Genomic DNA, 18,399 nt, shown 5'->3' with positions numbered 1-18,399 from the left:
CGCAAAAGTCAAGGGTCTTGCGAACCGTTCGCAACTAAACGTGGCGCAGTTGAGAACGAGGCCCCAAGCCGCGCGGTCGGCAGGCCGCGGGGTGGCGATCAACGGAGGAATCGGGGCGCTTCATGGCAGCCACATCCGAAGAAGGGTCGAGCGCGGCGCATAGCCCACCAGATCGCCAGCCCGTCCGGGCGGCCTGGCGACCGCGCGGCGCCTCCGCCGCTATTCGCGCGAAAACACTAATTGGCGAGGGCTTGACGCCGGACCCGGCACGTCAGGCATGTTTCTTTGCAGCAGCTAACAAACGATCCGCGAACTGAAAAAGATCAGTGACTTTCTCTATCGGAACGCGTTCCTCCGCCTCACCGTCGAAAAGACCAACGTACTTCCGATTACGATTAAAATGAAGCCTACATATAGGCTTTCTATTATTATCATCGGCCAGCACCGCACAATATGATTTTGAGTCTCTCAAATCCACCCGGTCAGGGTCAATTTCGCTAGAGACAATCGCGCGCACGGTAAGCATACCCTGGATTTCCTCGTCAGTCGTTTCAATATCTGACTCGGCTTTCGGCTCTACATGCTCGCCACTCGACGTCGACTCAAGGGCTGTTGATAGCCGGTGCTTGACCGCCTCGCGAATTACTTCCCGAAAAGCTAACTTCGTCGCTGCCGCAACTTGCTCTCGGACCGACGCGGTGACGCGGCCATCGTAAACCTTACCCGCGATCATACGAACAAAGTCGTCGCTCGGCTCCTCGATCTCTCGAGAAACGACCTCCTTGACCAGCGAGACATATTTTAACTTTTCCGCATTGCGTAAAATGCCATCAATATCAAAATTTCCTTTTGAGAATTTTTGCAATTCTCCAACAGCTTGGGCCGAAACTTCGGTAATATCAAAATGGAAGAAAGGGGTTTGGTCCAGTTTGTTTTGCTCTTCTAAATCAGTGTAAAATCTATATTGGCGTCCGTTCGTGAGTATTGCAAATCGCGCATTTGTGACTGTGAAATACCTGAAAAGTTGCGAAAGATGCTTTTTCTCTAGGTTCGTTGCGAGCGATTTACATTCAATTAGGATCTTAATCTCTCCATCCAAGCTTATGGCATAGTCTACTTTTTCGCCTCGCTTACCCACAGCATCTGCTGAAAATTCTGGGATTACCTCGCTTGGGTTGAAGACGTCATACCCGAGAGCCTTCAAAAACGGCAGAACAACTGAGTGCTTTATAGCTTCCTCAGTTTCTATTGTTTCTGCGTGTTCTTCTAAACGCTTTCCAATGCTCTTAAGCGTAGTGTCCAGCTCACTCATTTATCACCCCCATGAACTCCCGCCATTCCCCCTTGGACATGCCGGAGCTTTCCTGTGTCACTTCCTCACCCTTCAACATCCGGCGAATGCAATCAAGGGCTGAGGCGGATAGGGTCGCACCCCCCATGCGGTAGTCCTCGAAGGCGCCATAGGCCGCCGGGACCCAGTCCTTGACCATCTCGCAGATGGCATCGGCGTAAACGCGGATTTCGTATTGGGCGTGGGCATCGGCGCGCAGGCGCAGGAAGTGGAACAGGTTGTGCAGGTCCACCTTCCAGTACCACTGGGTATAGATGTTGGCGGGCAGGTTCATGCGGGCGAGTTCACGGGCCAGCCCCTGCTGCCCCTCCTGCCCGATCATTTCCTCGTAATGGTCATAGGCGCGCCCGGCGTCGTCTTTCAGGATGTGCAGCACGCGCTCGGCCTCGTCCCCGGTCAGCACCTCGCCCCGGCCCTGGTTGTTGGTGGTCGATTGCGCGGCCAGGTCCTGCGCCCGGGGGATGTAGAATTCCCGGTCGAGGATCGAGTAGCGCGCGGAATACTCGTTCACGTTGGCGGTGCGGTGGCGGATCCACTGGCGGGCCACGAAGACCGGCAGCTTGACGTGGAACTTGACCTCGCACATCTCGAACGGGGTCGAGTGCCAGTGCCGCATCAGGTAACGGATCAGCCCGGCATCGTTGCTGACCGACTTGGTGCCGCGGCCGTAGCTGACCCGCGCGGCCTGGCAGATCGCGGCATCGTCGCCCATGTAGTCCACCACCCGGACGAAGCCGTGGTCCAGCACCGGGGCCGCCTTGTAGAGATGCGCCTCCATCCCCTCGGACACCGCGCGCAGGGTCTGACGGGGGGCGGCGCGCAGGGCATCGATCTCGGCCTGTTGCTCGGGCGTGAGGGGCATGGGCGGGGTTCCTCGCTGATTCTGGACGTGACTGTGACCCGAAGACTATATCTGCGCCGAAATCGGGCGGGAACCCCGATATCCTGTGGAGTGTCTGTCAAGGCAATCGTTGACTTGTATCGCGCAATTCCCGAATATGGTCGCCAAGAGCCGGAAACCGGCCACAGGCAGCACATTTCGAGCAGGACATTCCATGGGACAGCGCGGCAAGACCAGCCCCGTCATGATAACCGCCCTCAGCCTGGCGCTGTTGGCCGGATGCGGCGGTGACGGGACGAATCCATTCCAGGAGGACCCCGAGGAGCCGACGGAAGACGGCGGTGATGGCGGTGACGGGGGCACGGGTGACGGCTTTGACCTGGGCGGCGGTGGCACGCCGCCGGGTATCGACGGGCCCAGCGGCTCGGTCACTTCGCAACTGGTGCGGTATGAAGAGCGCAACGACAACGGCGGCGGCTATGCCGAGGAGTTTGCCTATGACTCCGACACCGACACCTTCACCGTCGACAACCTCGCCTTCGATGGCGACAACACCTACGAACGCGGGACCGCCGTTGCGAGCCTCGGGCCCAACAGCACCTATGCGGTCTACGAGGCGGATGTCACGGTTCCGGATGGCCTGAACGGCGATCCGGTGTCCCAGATCCAGAACTACCGCGCGATTGTCGGGATCAGCGGTAATTCCGTGTCCGGTGAACCGCGTACCTCCTTCGCCATCGTGCGGACGGGTGGCTATGTCCAGTACGGCTTTGGCGGGTTCGTCTACGAACGCCGGGGCGGCGCGGTCATCCCGACCACGGGCCAGGGCACCTTCGAAGGGGATTATGCAGGCGTTCGCATTTTCGACGGCCGGGGCGGAATGGAATACGTCGAGGGCGACATGGAAATGCGGATCGACTTCGAAGATCCCAATGCGACGAACGGCGTCGCAGGCTCGATCACGAACCGTGTCGGCTATGATCCGGACGGGAACCTCGTAACACTCGGGAACGACGGAGAGGCCGGCGAATTGCCGCTGCCCGATATCCGCTGGGTTCTCGATGGCGAGGGCAACATGAGCGCCGATGGAGAGATGACGGGAGAGGTCTTCAGCACCTATGTCGATCCGGACGGAAACGAGGTGCAATACGAGGACGGCAACTATTACGCCATCCTCGCGGGAGACGCGACCGACGGCACCGATGGCGGCGAGGTCGTCGGCGTCCTCGTGGTCGAGTCCGACGATCCGCGCTTTGATGGGGTCACCGCTCAGGAAACCGGCGGCTTCATTCTCAGCCGTTGAAACCGCCTGTTGCAAGCCTCCGGGCAGTCGCGCTCTTCTTGCTGACGCTGATCTGTGCGACATCTGCCAGTGCGCAATCTGAAAGCCCGCTTCGCCTGACCCCCGAAGACATGCGCCTCACGGCCGCGGCCAGCCTGGAAGCCGCACAGGCCGCCAGGGCTCTGGCCCTGGCAGAAGCCCTGATGCTGCGAAATCCCGATGACAGGATCGCCTTGAACATCGCGGCCCGGGGCGCCTTGCAGGTGGGACGCCCGGACAAGACGCTCCGCTATTCAAAGCGGCTTTTCCGCACGAGTCAGTCCGACCGCGAGCGCTTTGCTGCGGCCCGGACCGCTGCCCTGGCACTTGCCAGCTCGGAAAATTTCACGCGCGCGCAAATCTGGTTGCGCCGGGCGCGCCAACTTGCCCCAGACGAGGCCGCCCGCGCCGCGGTCGGGCGCGACTATCGCGTCCTGCGCGCGCGCAACCCGCTGCGCTTCCAATTCGACGTGGGGATCTCACCAAGCTCGAATATCAACAATGGCAGTTCGGAGGACGGATTCGAGTTTCTGGGGGTGCCCATCGGGTTCACACCCGATGCCCGCGCCCTGTCAGGGCTGGAGTTCTCTTTCACGGGCAACGTCGAATTCAAGCTGCATCAAACCGGGCGTCGTTTGACCACGCTTTCGGCCAGCAGCACCGCGTCGCGCTACGCCTTGAGTCCTCCAAGCGCCGAGGCGGCCCCGAACTTCGACGCCGCGGACCTCGACCGAACAAGACTGGGCGTTGAACTGCAGCACCAATGGGCAACCTCGGGCCGGGACGACCCCGCCAATATTGCCATCGGAGTGGAACTCGCGCACTTTGCCGGAGACCCCTACGCGCGAGAGGTTGCCCTGTCAGGCGGCCGCACCTGGCACCTGTCGGACGAGACCGGGATTCACGGACAACTGGCCCTTGCCCGGACCACCTATCTTCAAACGGACACCACCTCGCGGCAGTGGGACGCCTCCTTGCGCTGGTCGCGGGAACTGGACGAGGGAAAGCGTCTGCATCTCTTTGCCGGCGCGGGAGAAACACTGTCCGACACGGACAGCTTGCGGTCGAGACGGCGCCATATCGGCATCGGGTACGATTTCGGGCGCGTGGCGGATCGTTTCGATATCGGGCTCGGATTCTCCCACGTTTGGCGCGACTATGAACCAAGCCTGCTGACGCCGGAGGGCCGTCACGATCGGCAGGTCAAGGCCTCGGTCACGCTGGGCATGCCGATGGTCGAGGTTTATGGATTCCAGCCGGAAACCCGCTTCGAGTTGCAGGATACCGCGTCCAATACGGCGCGCTACGATACACAATCCCTTTCGGTGGATTTCGGGTTCCGCTCGGCCTTCTGACCCTTTCCCCGGTTGCGCAGCGTGCTAGGCTTTCACGAAACCCGACTGGAGGACAGACATGCCGCTGAAATACCTGCACACGATGGTCCGCGTGAAGGACCTCGAAACCTCGATGGCCTTCTACGAGCTGCTGGGCCTCAAGGAGACCCGCCGGATGGAGAGCGAGGGCGGCCGCTTCACCCTGGTCTTCATGGCGCCGCCGGGACAGGAAGAGTGCCCGGTCGAACTGACCTGGAACTGGGACGGCGACAACGCCCTGCCCGACGACAGCCGCCACTTCGGCCACCTGGCCTACGAGGTGGACGATATCTATGCCACCTGCCAGCACTTGGCGGACAACGGCGTGACCATCAACCGGCCGCCGCGCGACGGGCACATGGCCTTCGTGCGCAGCCCCGACAACATCTCTGTCGAGTTGTTGCAGGCCGGCGACGCCCAGGCCCCGGCCGAGCCCTGGGCCAGCATGGACAACACCGGCCATTGGTAAGGCGCGCGCGCATCGCGCTGGCCTTGCTTGGCGCGGTCGCGGCACAGCCGGCGGCGGCCTGCCGGCTGGCCCTGGCGCTCGCGATGGATGTTTCGTCCTCGGTGGACGCGGCCGAGGATGCGCTGCAACGGGGCGGGCTGGCCGCGGCGCTGGTGGCGCCGGACGTCCAGGCTGCCTTTCTCGCCCCCGGCGATCCCGTGGCGTTGGCCGTCTACGAGTGGTCGGGACGCCGGAAACAGATCCTGTTGCAGGATTGGGTGCTGATCCGCGCCCCGTCCGACCTTCAGGCGGTCTCGGCCCGGATCGCGGCCAGCCCGCGCAGCCATGACGATTTTCCCACCGCACTGGGCTATGCGCTCGGCTACGGCGCCACACTGCTGGGCCGCGCGCCGGACTGCGCAGCAGCGACGCTGGATGTTTCGGGCGATGGCGAAAACAACGAGGGCTTCGGCCCAGAAGAGGCCTATCGCGCCTTTCCCTTCGACGGCATCACGGTCAACGGACTGGTGGTGCGGGCCATGCCGACCGAGGGCCGGGCGGACCTGGTCAGCTATTACCGCGACACGGTGATTCGCGGCCCCGGCGCCTTTGTCGAGGTCGCAGGAGGGTTCGCGGATTTCGAGCGGGCGATGCGGGCCAAGCTGATCCGGGAACTGGGCGCCGTCATGCTGGGCAGGGTCCGCTGATCCGCGGGATCGGGCGGGACAAGGCGTGACCTGCCAACCGCGGACGGTCGGCGCCCATGACGATCAGTATATGTACCGGATCTGATCCGACCAGTAGCGTTCGACCCGGCGCAGCGCGGTCGTTATCTCGTCGATGCCATCCATGCTCAGTACCTCGCGATCTTGCAACCCACGGGCGTGATTGCCGAACAGCCCGGCCACGATGTCCCGGATCTCGCGGCCCTTGGCCGTCAGCCGCACCCGGACCGAGCGGCGATCGATCTCGCAGCGCTGATGGTGCATGTAGCCCATCTCGACCAGTTTCTTGAGGTTGTAGCTGACGTTGCTGCCCTGGTAGTAGCCGCGGGTCTTGAGTTCGCCCGCCGTGACCTCGTTGTCGCCGACGTTGAACATCAACAGGGCCTGTACCGCGTTGACCTCCAGTATGCCGACCCGTTCGAATTCATCCTTGATGACATCGAGCAGCAATCGGTGCAGGCGTTCCACCAGCATCAGTGTTTCAAGGTAGGACGTCATGAACCCGGTGTCATAGGCCCGCGCCTGGCCGTCCGCCTCGGGGCCGGTATCGGGCGCGGGGTCGGGAACCCTGTGAAATGACATGCAACACCCTCCGTTCTGTGCCGTTGCACGTCCCAGATGCCACGCAAATGCCAAACAACCGGTTAAGCGGCCCGAAACCGCGCCGGGCCCTGACGGGTCGGGCCGGATCAGGACGGCCGGGTCACCCCTGCCGCCCCCTCGGCGATACGCGCCACCAGCGCAGCGTAGGCATCGGGCGGCGCCGCCTGCCCCGAGACCCATTGGTAGAGATCCTGGTCGCTCTCCGACAACAGCCGGTCGTAGAGGTCCAGATCCGCCCCTTCCATGGCCCACAGGTGACTGTCGGCAAACGCGGCCAGGATCAGGTCCATCTCCTTGATGCCTCGCCGGATCGAGCGCATGTAAAGCCGCTTGCGGCGGATGTCGCCGTCTTCGGTCATGTCACGTCGCTCAGCACAGCGCGCAGACGCTTTTCCAGTTGCGACAGCTTTTCGCCCGACTGCGCGATCTGGGCACGCAGGGTGCGCATCTCGGCCAGGATCGCGCGCACGTCGGCGGGTTCCACCTGTTGCTCGTCCGGCGCCTCGACGCCCTCGCCCTCACCCGTGAGCAGCCAGCGCATCGACACCCCGAGGATACCCGAGACCATCTGGAGCTTGTTCGCGCGCGGCTCGTTAAGGTCGTCCTCCCAGTTGCGCAGGGTACCGAGCTTGATTCCCAGCTTCTTTGCAAGATCCTTCTGGGTCATCGACACCGCCTCGCGCGCGGCGGCCAGCCTGTCGCCGAATGTGGCGGTATTCTCGCTGAACCACTCGGTTTTCTCGTCTTCCGTCATGGCGTCCTCTGAGCTTGTCTGTTCGCTTCGGCACACCTATGACACGTCGCATAGGGGAATTCAAAACCGGGGCCGACCATGTCCTTGCTGTCCGCGACACTGACCCGTGTCAAACCATCGCCAACCATCGCTGTAACGACCCGGGCCGCCGAGCTGCGCGCGGCGGGCCGCGACGTGATCGGCCTGGGCGCGGGCGAGCCGGACTTCGACACGCCCGCGCATATCCGCGCCGCCGGCATCCGCGCCATCGAGGATGGCAAGACCCGCTATACCGCCGTCGACGGCATCCCGGAGCTCAAGGCGGCGATCTGCGCCAAGTTCAGCCGCGACAACGGGCTGGACTACACGCCCTCGCAGGTCTCGGTCTCCTCGGGCGGCAAGCAGGTGCTCTACAATGCGCTGATGGCCACGCTTAATCCCGGCGACGAGGTCATCATCCCCGCCCCCTACTGGGTCAGCTACCCGGACATGGTGCTCTTGGCGGGCGGCACGCCGGTCACGATCGAGGCCACGCTGGAAACCGAGTTCAAGATCACGCCCGACCAGCTCGCGGCGGCAATCACGCCCCGCACCAAGTGGGTCCTGTTCAATTCGCCCTCCAACCCCACCGGGGCAGGCTATTCCCGGGACGAACTGAAGGCGTTGACCGATGTCCTGATGCGGCACCCGCATGTCTGGGTGATGACCGACGACATGTATGAACACCTGGCCTATGACGATTTCACCTTCTGCACACCCGCGCAGGTGGAACCGGCGCTTTACGACCGGACCCTGACCGTCAATGGCGTCAGCAAGGCCTACTGCATGACCGGCTGGCGCATCGGCTACGCGGCGGGGCCCGAGGTTCTGATCGCGGCCATGCGCAAGGTGCAGTCGCAATCCACATCGAACCCCTGCTCGATCAGCCAATGGGCGGCGGTCGAGGCGCTGAACGGCCCGCATGATTTCATCGCCGCAAACAACCGCGCCTTCGTGCGCCGCCGCGACCTGGTTGTGCGGATGCTGAACGCGGCCCGGGGCATCGACTGTCCGACACCCCAGGGGGCCTTCTACGTCTATCCGTCGATCGCGCATTGCATCGGCAAGACCAGTGCGGGCGGGGCGCTTATCGCCACGGACGAGGATTTCGCCACCGCCCTGCTGGAGGAAACCGGCGTCGCCGTGGTCTTCGGCGCGGCCTTCGGCCTGTCGCCCAATTTCCGTGTCAGCTACGCCAGCGACGATGCCACCCTGGAAGAGGCCTGCCGCCGCATCCAGCGCTTTTGCGATGGACTGCGCTAGGATCGGTCCGGTTCTGGCGCGGCCCGTCCGGCTCTGCTAGCCTTTGCGCAAGGCCGCGCCGCGGCGGTTGAAAGGGACGAGGCAGAGATGGGCGCAGAGCTTCCCGAGTACTATTTCCGCGTCAAGGAGAACGGCGCGGCCGTTTTCAAGGTCGATACCGAGAACCGCCAGCGCCGGATCGAGATGGACCAGATCGCGGTGGTGAACATCAACAATGGCCAGATCAAACCGCAGGGCGACCGCACCCTGGCAGATGACGACCTGGCCGTGATCCGCGACTGGATGGCCCAGCGCGCCGCGACCCTGGCCCGGCGCACCGTCGACGACATCCACCGCGCCATAGACCACCTGAACCTGACGACCCAATGGGCGCAGTCCAAGGCCACGGACGAACAGCTTGAGGATTTCACCGACGAGTTGCTGCTGGCCATGCACGATCTGCGCTCGGTGCTGGTGCGCAAGAAGGCCGACCGTCTGACCAAGGGCACGGACGCGGCGGAATAGGCGGCCCCGTCAGGTGCCCGGACGCTGTGCCGGGTCCATCGCCTCGCAGGCGTTCTGGGCCAGGCTGCGCCCGGCCTCGCGCATGGTCAGGTAGGTGCGGTTCGCCCCGGCCTCCTGGATCTGGGTGAGATGTTCGTCATGCATGGCATGGCTGACGATCGGTCCTTCGAAACCCTTGGCGCGCAGGGTGCGCGCGGCGATCACCTTCGCCTCGAGGTCGTTCATCGCGAGCACCGCGGCCTTGATCCGGTCCAGATTGACGCCCGACCAGAAATTGCTGTCCTCGGCGTCGGCGAAAACCACGTTGCGCCCCGCCTCGGCATGGGCCTGCGCCCTGTAATTGTCGGCGTCCATCCCGATGGGTTTGAAGCCGCGTTCCTGCATGACAGCGTAGGCGGCCGATCCCGTGCGCCCCATGCCGAAGATCAGCACATCCGCGTCGCCCAGTTCCGTGGGCTGTTCATCGGGGTGGCGCGTGACGCGCTGGAAGGGCCGCAGACGGTCTGAGAACCGCTCGAAAAGCGGGTGCGCAAGGTGGTTGATCGGCGCGGCGATCAGGAACGAGACCGAGACGGCGATGGCAAGCGGCACCACGAAGGACTGCGCCGCGGGGATGCTGCTGGCGACGATCAGGCCGAATTCACTGTAGACCGAAAGCGACAGCGCCGAAAGAAAGGCCGTCCGCGCACGCAGTTTGAAGCCCACCAGCAGGCCAAAGAACAGCAAGCCCTTGAGCGGCAGCAGCAGACCCAGCACAGCGGCAAAGACCACCGCATCCCAGTCGGGCAGGCCCGACATTCCGATGGACAGGAAGAAGCCGACCAGGAATATCTCCTTGAGCGACCAGAGCGCCCCCGACAACTCGCCCGCGCGCGGATGGGTGGACAGCAGCAGTCCCATGACAAGCGCGCCGATCTCGCCCTTCAGCCCGATGATCTCGAAGCCGTAGCCGCCCACGACGATGGCCAGCGCCATGCCCGCAAGAACCAGCACCTCTTCATGGCCGGCCCAGTCCAGAACCTTGTGCAGCACCGGGCGCAACAGCGGTGCGGCCAGGACAAGCAGCGCCCAGGGCCCCGGCACCTTGCCGGCAAATACCGCGATGACGACCAGGGCGATGATATCCTGAACGATCAGGATGCCGATCGCCGTGCGACCGTGGAAACTGCCCATCTCGCGCTTGGCGTCCAGCATCTTTGCCGTCAGCACCGTCGAGGAGAAGGCCAGTGCGATCCCGACCAGCAGCGCCAGCGTCCAGTCCGGCGTGAAAAGCAGCCGCGCCAACGGCGTGAACAGCGCCACCGACAGCCCAAAGTGCAGCAGGGCGACGCCGACGACCTGCGGCTCGCCGATCTGGCGCAGCTTGAGCTTGAGGCCCACGGTGAAGAGCAGCAGCAGAACACCCAGTTCGGCGAGGTGATCCAGGATCGGGCCGGTTTCGGCCGGCATCCCGAAGCGCGGCCCCAGCGCGTTGATGGCAAAGCCCGCGGCCAGGAAACCCACCAGCGGCGGCAGGCCCAGCGGCCGCATCGAGAGGCCGAAAAGAAAGGCGGCGCCGACGGCGAAAACCTCGAAGATCATGTTCTGCCCTGCCCCTTGCAGTCTGCGAGATAGTCAAGAACACCGTGCCGCCGCGCACCGGTTCGTGCAGAGCATGGCCAAGCCCCCGCAGCGATGCAAGTGCCGCGTCGCGGCTCAGCCCGGCCGAACCCCGGCGGGCGGCGTGGTATCGAAACGCGCCAGTTGCCGCAGCAGCCGCACCGTGAGGAAAAGCGCCGCCGCCGCCAGCCCCAACGTCATTCCGAACCAGAGGCCGGGCCCCTCGAATCCCAGCGGAAAGCCCAGCACATAACCCGCGGGGAGGCCGATACCCCAGTAGCTGAGCGCAGCCAGCCACATCGGCACATTGGTGTCCTGCATCCCGCGCAGGTTCGACAGCGCCACGACCTGGCCCGCGTCCACGAACTGGAACAGGGCGGCGATCATCACCAGCCCCGCCCCCAGCGCGATCACCGCGCCGCGCTGCGGTTCATCGGGAGCCACAAAGAGAGACACAAGCGTTTCGGGCAACAGCAGGAAAATCGCGATGGCAAAGACGCCGAACACCATGGACAGCGCAAAGGACGCCTCGGCGGTGCGACGCATCTCGGGCCCGTCGCGGCGGCCGAAATGGCTGCCGATGCGGATCGTGGCGGCGTTCGACATGCCAACGTGGAACATGAACATCACCGCCGTCAGCTGCAGCGCGATGCCATGGGCGGCAAGTTCCACCTCGCCCAGCCAGCCCATCATGATGGACGACCCGGTGAACAGCCCGCTTTCCGACAGCGCCGCACCGCCCACCGGCAGGCCCAGCTTGAACACCCGCGCCATGATCTCGGCATCGGGTTTCCAGATGCGGCGGAACAGCGCCAGGTCAGGTCGTTTCCACTGGGCATAGGCCATCAACGCACCCATCTGCACCGTGTGCGTCAGGATCGAGGCCAGCGCCGCCCCCTCGATGCCCAGTTCGGGCGCGCCCAGATTGCCGAAGATCAGCGCGTAGTTGAACACGGCATTCATGACCAAAGCGGCCAGCGTGATCCAGAGCTGCACCGCCGTCAGCTGCACGGCCCCGAGGAAGGACCGCATCACGTGGCCCGCCAGCGCCGGGAAAAAGCCTAGGATCGCGATCCGCAGGTATTTCCCGCCCTCCACGGCCACCGCCTCGGGCTGGCCGATCAGGCGCAGTAGGTCGGCGCCGCGCCACAGAAGCGCCACCGCGACGAAGCAAAAGACGATGGACAGCCACAGCCCCATCCGGGTGATGCGCCGGGCGCTGACATCGTCGCCCTGCTCCACCGCCTCGGCCACCATGGGCGTGACCGCGTGGCCGAAGCCCGCGCCCACGATGAAGACGACGAACCAAAGCCCGTTTGCCACGGTCGAGGCGGCCAGCGCGGTCACGTCATACCAGCCCAGCATGAGGGTATCGGTCATGTGGATCAGGAAGCCGGCAAGCGTCGCCCCCACCAGCGGCATACCAAGGCTCAGAAGCCGCCGGGCATGGGTGATATGGGGGGTGCGCTGCGACATGAAACAGCCTTACGCCCGGTTTTTGGGCAGGTCCAGAACCGCTCTCGGGCGCCGGCTAGAAAATGCCCCCGCGCATGAGAAGCTGTCCGGCCAGCAACACGACGGCCAGGCCCGCCAGAAGCTCCACCAGCGCCAGCAAGCGGACACTGCCGCGCCCCGTCGCGGCCTGCATCAATGCGCTTTCGCGGAACGTCACGGCGGCCAGGGCCACCGTGACGGTCACCGTCGCGGTGCCCAGCCCCATGACGAAAGCACCGACGATCCCGGCCCAGTCAAGTCCCAGCCGCCAGGTCAGGATCAGCAGGAACAGCGCCCCTGTACAGGGCCGGATTGCCACCGCCCCTACCAGCGCCAGCGCCTCGGGCAGCGACCGGACGGTTTCGGCCTGTTCCACCGTGGGCCCATGGGCATGGCCGCAGGTTTCACAGGGGTCCTCACCGTCGTGGGCATGACCACGGACCGGGGCCGCGCCGCGCCAGACCTTGCGCGCCCCGCGCCAGAGCAGCCAGAGCCCGATCAGCCCCACCGCACCGTAGGACAGGGCCTCGAACAGGCCGTCGGACAGGCCTTGGACCTGTTGCCGGGTCCAGCCCAGCGCCAGGACCGCGCTGTAGACCAGGATCACCGCGGTCGCCGCCTGCCCCAGCGAGGAGGCCAGCGCCAGTCCCGACAGACGCAGCACCGGCACCCGCCGGCCAAGGCCATAGCCGCCGATCACCAGCTTGCCGTGACCCGGCCCGGCTGCATGGAAGAACCCGTAGGCGAAACACAGCCCCCAGAGCGTGGCCAGCGCCCCGGCCTCGCCGCGTTTCAAGGCGCGCAAAGCCCCGGCCATGGCGTTCTGTACATCGCGCTGCCCGGCGGCGGCCCAACGCGTGACGCTATCGGCCCCGCCATAGCCCCACAGCCAGACGGCCAGCGCCAGAAAGCCGCCGAGCGGGATCAGCAGCATCAGCCGCCGCATGACACACGGATCGTGTCGGCGAAATCCTTGCCAACCTCTGGAAAGGCAACCTCGGCCTCGTCCTGCGGCATCCCGTAGAGCAGTTCATCCACCTTCTCGGTCGCGGCGATCAGGTCCGCGCGGCGCACCTGAGCGGTGCAGGCCGCGTTGCCGGTGACCGTCACCGGGGTGACGACCGTGTAGGCGGTGTAATAACCGGGGTCGTAGACCCTCACGGTTGCATCGCCGGGCGCGGCCGCCGCGACGGGACGGGTATGGCGTTCGATCACTTGGCCGTCCTCGAAGGCGACCGAGGCGTCTTGCCGGGCGCCCAGTTGCACGGGACGCCCCCCCTGGGTCACGTAAAGGTCGCCTTCATAGCCTTCTGGCCAATCCAGGACCGCATCGGAGAGGGTCGCCCGTTCAGCTCCGGTCAATTGCCCGTCCATATCGGGATCAAGCCCCAGGTCCTCGGTCAGCAGCAGCGAGAAGAACTCGTCATACGTCCAGGTCAGCCGCACCGCCCGAAGCGTGCCAGCCTCGTAAACAAGCGCCACGTCCGCATCCACGAAAAGATGCGGATGCGCCTGCGCCGGAGCGGTCAGCATGGCGAGAATGGCCGTCAGACCACGCAGCATGGCGGTCAGCCTCCAACCAGGGGCATCAACGCCAGCGCAAGGCAGCCCAGGCCCTGCACCAGCGCGATCGCCAACCCGGCCCAGCGCCAGGCCCCGGCCTGCGGGGTGCGTCGCGCAGCGAGCCAGACCGCCCGGGTCAGCGCCAGGAACCAGGCCGCCAGCGTCCCGAAAAAGGCAAGCTGCGCAATCATCAGAACGCCCGGCCCTGCGCCGGCGCCGGTCAGCACGACCGACCCGAGCACCGCAAGCGGCGCTGCCATGAACCACATGCCCAGACAGCCCACCCAGAAGGTATCGCCCAGCCCCTCTTGCCCGCGCAGCATGGACACGATCCAGGCACGGGTGAAATAGCGCCGCCGCGCACCGTTCGCGCGGGTCAACTCATCGTAGTCACCAGTCATGAGGCCTCCTTTCCGGCTGCACTGTGCCGTTGGCGGCGAGACTATGAGACATGCCCGGAAACGACCAGTCCCCCGGGGGCCGCAGAGCGGAAACCCACCGTTTTGCGCGGCACGCCGGCGCGAGGCCGCCCTCAGAGCACCGTGTCGATCACCGCGCGGAAACGCGCGAGCGTCGCATCGACATCCGCCAGCTTGTCCAGCCCGAACAGTCCGATGCGGAAGGTGCGGAAATCGGCGGGTTCGTCCACAGCCAGCGGCACGCCCGCTGCGATCTGCATGCCTTGGGCGGCGAATTTCGCGCCGCTCTGAATCTCGGGGTCGTCGGTGTAGCAGACCACCACGCCCGGCGCGGCAAAGCCCGGCGCGGCAACCGAGTCCAGGCCTCTTTCGGCCAGGCAGGCGCGGACCCCTTCACCCAGGCGCCACTGGGCATCGCACAGGGCCGCGAACCCCATCTCGCGGCTTTCCACCATCGTGTCGCGGAAGGCGCGCAGGCTGTCGGTGGGCATGGTCGCGTGATAGGCATGACCACCGGCGAGGTAGGCTTCCATGATCTGGCGCCATTTCTTCAGGTCCAGCGTGAAACTGTCCGATCGCGTGTCCTCCAGTCTCTCCAGCGCGGGCCGGCTCAGCATCACCAGCCCGGCCGATGGCGTCGAGGACCAACCCTTCTGCGGGGCCGAGATCAGCACATCCACGCCGGTCGCGGCCATGTCCACCCAGACACAGCCCGACGCAATACAGTCCAGAACCATGAGCGCGCCGACCTCGTGGGCGGCCTTTGCCATGGCGCTGATATAGGCGTCGGGAAGGATGATCCCGGCACTGGTTTCCACGTGCGGGGCAAAGACGACATCTGGCCGCGCCGAGCGAATCGCGCTTGTCACCTCGTCGATGGGGGCCGGGGCGAAAGGCGCGCGGCTGTCGTTGCCGGTCTGGCGGGCCTTCACGACCGTGGTCTCGGCGGCAAAGCCGCCGGTTTCGAGAATCTGTGACCAGCGGTAGGAAAACCAGCCGTTGCGCAGGACCATCGCGTGGCGTCCGGCGCCGAACTGGCGCGCCACGGCCTCCATCGCGTAGGTGCCGCCACCGGGTACGATCGTGGCGCCCTCTGAGGCATAAACCTCGCAAAGCATCGCGTGCAGGTCGCGCATGACCTCCTGGAAGGCGGCGCTCATGTGGTTGAGCGAACGGTCCGTGAAGACCACCGAGAATTCCATCAGACCCTCCGGGTCGACGGGGCTGCGCAGGTCGTCCTCGGGCATGGGCTTGCTCTCCTCACCTGTTCCGTGTCGGCGACCGGACGGCCGTCCGGTCAATCCTCCCAGCAACTGACCAGGACGGCCACATCGGCGGCCATCTGGGTCAGGGCGGCTGGGCTCATGCTTGCGTCCACGTCGGTCGTGCGGACCGGCACACCAGCGGCATCAAGCGAGGCGACGATCTGCTCGGCATGGACCGAGAAGGAGACCTCGGGCGGCAGAACCTGGCCGTTCTCGGGTTTGCGCGGCAGCAACATCCCCAGCACGGCACCGCCGCCGTCGAAGACCGGCCCGCCCGTGTCGCCCTCTTGCGCCATGAGCGAGAGGCGCTTGACCTCTTCCTGACCATCCAGCCCGCGGATGTCTGCCAGGGTGCCGAAGGTCAGCGCCGGGGTCGCCAGCACGCCGCCGTAGGGAAAGCCCGCCACGGCGACATCGGCCTGCAGGCGCGGGACGCCGACATTGAAATCCGCCACCTGCGGGGGCGCCAGTTCAGCCTCGGGGCGCAGCACGGCCAGGCCCAGGGCCTCGTCGCGGTGGATCGGACGCGCGTCATGGGCCTTGGCCAGGGTGATGGACCCGCAGCCCTCGATGGCCTCGGTCGTGGTCAGCACGTCACCTCCGGCGTTGACGTAGAACCCGCTGCGGTCGCGCAGGGGGCGGCGGACTTGCAGGCCCGAAACCAGGTCGATGGCCTGGTCATCGTCAGGGGCGGCGATGGCCGGGTCGAGCACGCCGCCGATGCGGACGAAGCTCTCGCGCATCTCGGACAGGACCCGGGCGCGGCGCTCGGCGTCACCGGCGGGCCATACCAGGACAAAGCCCTTGATCTGGCCATCGTCCAGCGAAACCGAGGTGAACGACTGGATATCCTCGCCGTTCCCCTCGATGGTGAAGCCGTCGGCGTTGCGCGAGCGCGGCCCTGAACGCGGGACGATTTCCAGCGTTTGCATGATCTCGTAGAGGCCGAACATCCGCGTCCGGTCGCCGGGCTGCGAGATCAACAGAACCTGCGCGTCGAGATCACCCGAGGGGCCATAGCGGGCAAAGGGCGGATCGTAGGCCTCGAAGGCGACGACGCCAGTGGGCATCCGCATCTCGATCCCGGCGGCCTCGTCGCGGACCAGTTGCAAGCCCATCCCGTCGAGGATGGCGTTGTAGGCGGCCAGCAGTTCGGCCCTCTGTCCGGTGGTCATGACGCCGGTGACCTCGTGATTGCCGGCCTCCTGCCAGGCGGCCATGGCATTGCGCGTTCCGCCCCCGAACAGGCCGTCGATGGCGCCGGTGTAATGCCCGGCCCATTGCAGCATTTCCTGCAATTCCCGTTTCTCGTCGCGGCCAAGCTGGCGTTCGGCGGCACGGGCCTCGGCCACGGTTTCATCGGGGATCTCGATCGGATCCGGTGCGGCCTGCGGCGCCCCTTCAGGGACGGACGCCGTGCCCGACACCCCGGCAGGCCAGTAGCGCTGCCGGAACCGGCTGCCATCGACCAGGTAGCTGTCGGCAGGGATCAGTCCGCGGGCGCGCAGGCTTCGGCGAACCGCCTGGGCCTGGCCCTCGGTGTAGGGGCCAAGGGCGATCCCGTACCAGCCAGTTCCCAGCAAGAAGCCATTGACATCGTCAACCCCGGCCGCGGCATAGCCGCGCGCAGCCTCCTGCGCGTCGGTCAAGGTGCGCTGCGCCTCGATCTGGACCCAGGACTCCTGCTGCGCCGTCGCCGGCCCAGCGGCCAGGGCACCGACCGCCACCGCCACAATGATCGCGAAAAGAGCCGTCTTTACCCTGCGCATGCTACCCATTCCATCCCTGTCCTTGTCACGGTTCATCGCGCTGCCCACACCGGGGCAGTCCCCGTGGATAACTTACCAGACGAAAGGCGTTTTGCACGCCGAAATTGCCCCGGGGCCCGGCAGGGGATCAGCCCGGGGCCGCCGGGGCCGAAATCCCCGCCGAGCCCGGGCGGCGGGCGCATTGACCCTGACCGCCGCCCCGCCTATTGACACGCGCGAACGCATCCGGCGCCCGCCGCCCGCTCGCGACGGGTTCCGCGCGCCGAAAACCGAAAGGCTTGCCATGGCTGACGCGCCCCGACAGACCCGGCCCCGCAGCTTCCAGGAGGTCATCCTTCGGCTGCAATCCTACTGGGCGGCGCAGGGCTGTGCCGTGCTGCAGCCCTACGACATGGAGGTCGGCGCGGGCACCTTTCACCCGGCCACCACGCTGCGGTCGCTCGGCACGCGGTCCTGGGCGGCGGCCTACGTGCAGCCTTCGCGGCGACCCACCGACGGGCGCTATGGCGACAACCCCAACCGCTTGCAGCACTACTACCAGTTCCAGGTGCTGATCAAACCCAGCCCGCCGGACCTGCAGGACCTCTATCTCGGCAGCCTCGAAGCCATCGGCATCGACATGGGCCACCACGACATCCGTTTCGTCGAGGATGACTGGGAATCGCCCACGCTGGGCGCCTGGGGCCTGGGCTGGGAAGTCTGGTGCGACGGGATGGAAGTCAGCCAGTTCACCTATTTCCAGCAGGTCGGCGGGCATGATTGTCACCCTGTCTCGGGTGAGTTGACCTATGGCCTGGAGCGGCTGGCGATGTACGTGCTGGGGATCGACCACGTGATGGACATGCCGTTCAACGACCCGGACGCGCCCATCGCCCTGACATACGGCGACGTGTTCCGCCAGACCGAGCAGGAATACAGCCGCTGGAATTTCGACGTGGCCGATACCGAGGTTCTGCTGCGCCATTTCGAAGAGGCCGAGGCGGAATGCCGCGCGATCCTCGACCAGCCCGCGCAGGACCCGAAGACCGGCCAGCGCATCATCATGGCCCACCCCGCCTATGACCAGTGCATCAAGGCCAGCCACATCTT

The 18,399-nt window shown here is 65.5% G+C and carries 19 protein-coding genes; 7 read left to right on the top strand and 12 right to left on the bottom strand.

All coding sequences use genetic code 11. The features are described from left to right. Positions 1-271: 271 nt before the first annotated feature. Complete coding sequence (locus VJ897_RS02565; RefSeq protein ID WP_324052969.1) at positions 272-1,312, bottom strand: type I restriction endonuclease; 1,041 nt, start codon at positions 1,310-1,312, stop codon at positions 272-274. Next, the gene (thyX, locus tag VJ897_RS02560; RefSeq protein WP_324052968.1) at positions 1,305-2,213 is read right to left on the bottom strand and encodes an FAD-dependent thymidylate synthase; all 909 of its coding nucleotides are present in this window, start codon (positions 2,211-2,213) and stop codon (positions 1,305-1,307) included. Before thyX ends, VJ897_RS02565 begins: the two co-directional genes overlap by 8 nt. A 223-nt stretch (positions 2,214-2,436) precedes the next feature. Here thyX and VJ897_RS02555 point away from each other — a divergent pair, with 223 nt between their 5' ends. From VJ897_RS02555 to VJ897_RS02540, 4 genes are all read left to right on the top strand, one after another. Beyond that, positions 2,437-3,495, top strand: coding sequence for a hypothetical protein (locus VJ897_RS02555; protein ID WP_324052966.1), 1,059 nt, complete (start codon positions 2,437-2,439; stop codon positions 3,493-3,495). A gap of 110 nt (positions 3,496-3,605) precedes the next feature. Further along, on the top strand, positions 3,606-4,868 hold the full coding sequence (locus tag VJ897_RS02550) for a hypothetical protein (protein WP_324052964.1): 1,263 nt from the start codon (positions 3,606-3,608) through the stop codon (positions 4,866-4,868). 58 nt (positions 4,869-4,926) lie between these two features. Further along, positions 4,927-5,355 (top strand): VOC family protein, encoded by a 429-nt coding sequence (locus VJ897_RS02545; protein ID WP_324052962.1) that lies wholly within the window; start codon positions 4,927-4,929, stop codon positions 5,353-5,355. After that, the gene (locus tag VJ897_RS02540) at positions 5,349-6,041 is read left to right on the top strand and encodes a DUF1194 domain-containing protein (protein ID WP_324052961.1); all 693 of its coding nucleotides are present in this window, start codon (positions 5,349-5,351) and stop codon (positions 6,039-6,041) included. Before VJ897_RS02545 ends, VJ897_RS02540 begins: the two co-directional genes overlap by 7 nt. Positions 6,042-6,104: 63 nt before the next feature. Here the strand turns inward: VJ897_RS02540 and VJ897_RS02535 are convergent, their stop codons facing one another. The 3 genes from VJ897_RS02535 to VJ897_RS02525 all read right to left on the bottom strand — a co-directional run bounded on the left by VJ897_RS02535 (position 6,105) and on the right by VJ897_RS02525 (position 7,416). After that, positions 6,105-6,557 carry a MarR family winged helix-turn-helix transcriptional regulator gene (locus tag VJ897_RS02535; RefSeq protein WP_324052970.1) on the bottom strand — a complete coding sequence of 151 codons (453 nt, stop codon included), beginning with the start codon at positions 6,555-6,557 and terminating at the stop codon, positions 6,105-6,107. Between the two features lie 191 nt (positions 6,558-6,748). Beyond that, positions 6,749-7,021 carry an FAD assembly factor SdhE gene (locus VJ897_RS02530; protein WP_324052959.1) on the bottom strand — a complete coding sequence of 91 codons (273 nt, stop codon included), beginning with the start codon at positions 7,019-7,021 and terminating at the stop codon, positions 6,749-6,751. Further along, positions 7,018-7,416, bottom strand: a complete 399-nt coding sequence (locus VJ897_RS02525) for a helix-turn-helix domain-containing protein (RefSeq protein ID WP_324052957.1) — start codon at positions 7,414-7,416, stop codon at positions 7,018-7,020. The genes VJ897_RS02530 and VJ897_RS02525 overlap by 4 nt, the downstream gene beginning before the upstream one ends. A gap of 78 nt (positions 7,417-7,494) precedes the next feature. Between VJ897_RS02525 and VJ897_RS02520 the strand changes: the two genes are divergently transcribed. Continuing rightward, complete coding sequence (locus tag VJ897_RS02520) at positions 7,495-8,697, top strand: pyridoxal phosphate-dependent aminotransferase (protein WP_324052955.1); 1,203 nt, start codon at positions 7,495-7,497, stop codon at positions 8,695-8,697. Between the two features lie 87 nt (positions 8,698-8,784). Beyond that, positions 8,785-9,201 (top strand): hypothetical protein, encoded by a 417-nt coding sequence (locus VJ897_RS02515; RefSeq protein WP_324052953.1) that lies wholly within the window; start codon positions 8,785-8,787, stop codon positions 9,199-9,201. A 9-nt stretch (positions 9,202-9,210) separates the two neighbouring features. Here the strand turns inward: VJ897_RS02515 and VJ897_RS02510 are convergent, their stop codons facing one another. From VJ897_RS02510 to VJ897_RS02480, 7 genes are all read right to left on the bottom strand, one after another. Then, positions 9,211-10,782 (bottom strand): cation:proton antiporter domain-containing protein, encoded by a 1,572-nt coding sequence (locus tag VJ897_RS02510; protein WP_324052951.1) that lies wholly within the window; start codon positions 10,780-10,782, stop codon positions 9,211-9,213. 114 nt (positions 10,783-10,896) lie between these two features. Beyond that, positions 10,897-12,276 (bottom strand): MATE family efflux transporter, encoded by a 1,380-nt coding sequence (locus VJ897_RS02505; RefSeq protein ID WP_324052949.1) that lies wholly within the window; start codon positions 12,274-12,276, stop codon positions 10,897-10,899. 55 nt (positions 12,277-12,331) lie between these two features. Then, positions 12,332-13,240: a nickel/cobalt transporter gene (locus VJ897_RS02500; protein ID WP_324052947.1), complete on the bottom strand. Its 909-nt coding sequence runs from the start codon at positions 13,238-13,240 to the stop codon at positions 12,332-12,334. Further along, complete coding sequence (locus VJ897_RS02495) at positions 13,228-13,857, bottom strand: DUF1007 family protein (protein ID WP_324052945.1); 630 nt, start codon at positions 13,855-13,857, stop codon at positions 13,228-13,230. Before VJ897_RS02495 ends, VJ897_RS02500 begins: the two co-directional genes overlap by 13 nt. A 5-nt stretch (positions 13,858-13,862) precedes the next feature. After that, a complete protein-coding gene (locus VJ897_RS02490; RefSeq protein WP_324052943.1) occupies positions 13,863-14,258 on the bottom strand; it encodes a hypothetical protein in 396 nt (131 codons plus the stop codon). Positions 14,259-14,389: 131 nt separating this feature from the next. After that, a complete protein-coding gene (locus VJ897_RS02485) occupies positions 14,390-15,523 on the bottom strand; it encodes an aminotransferase class V-fold PLP-dependent enzyme (protein ID WP_324052942.1) in 1,134 nt (377 codons plus the stop codon). Positions 15,524-15,573: 50 nt separating this feature from the next. Then, positions 15,574-17,310 (bottom strand): trypsin-like peptidase domain-containing protein, encoded by a 1,737-nt coding sequence (locus VJ897_RS02480; RefSeq protein WP_324052940.1) that lies wholly within the window; start codon positions 17,308-17,310, stop codon positions 15,574-15,576. Positions 17,311-17,593: 283 nt separating this feature from the next. On the opposite strand from VJ897_RS02480, the gene VJ897_RS02475 reads away from it, so the two are divergent. Beyond that, positions 17,594-18,399, top strand: an 806-nt coding sequence (locus VJ897_RS02475) for a glycine--tRNA ligase subunit alpha (protein WP_324052938.1), incomplete at its 3' end; no start/stop codon positions are given.

It is taken from the genome of Salibaculum sp. (genome assembly GCF_035270045.1).
GTDB lineage: Bacteria > Pseudomonadota > Alphaproteobacteria > Rhodobacterales > Rhodobacteraceae > Salibaculum.
Note: the sequence above shows the minus strand (reverse complement) of the source record. Positions and strands in the feature narration are given on the sequence as shown.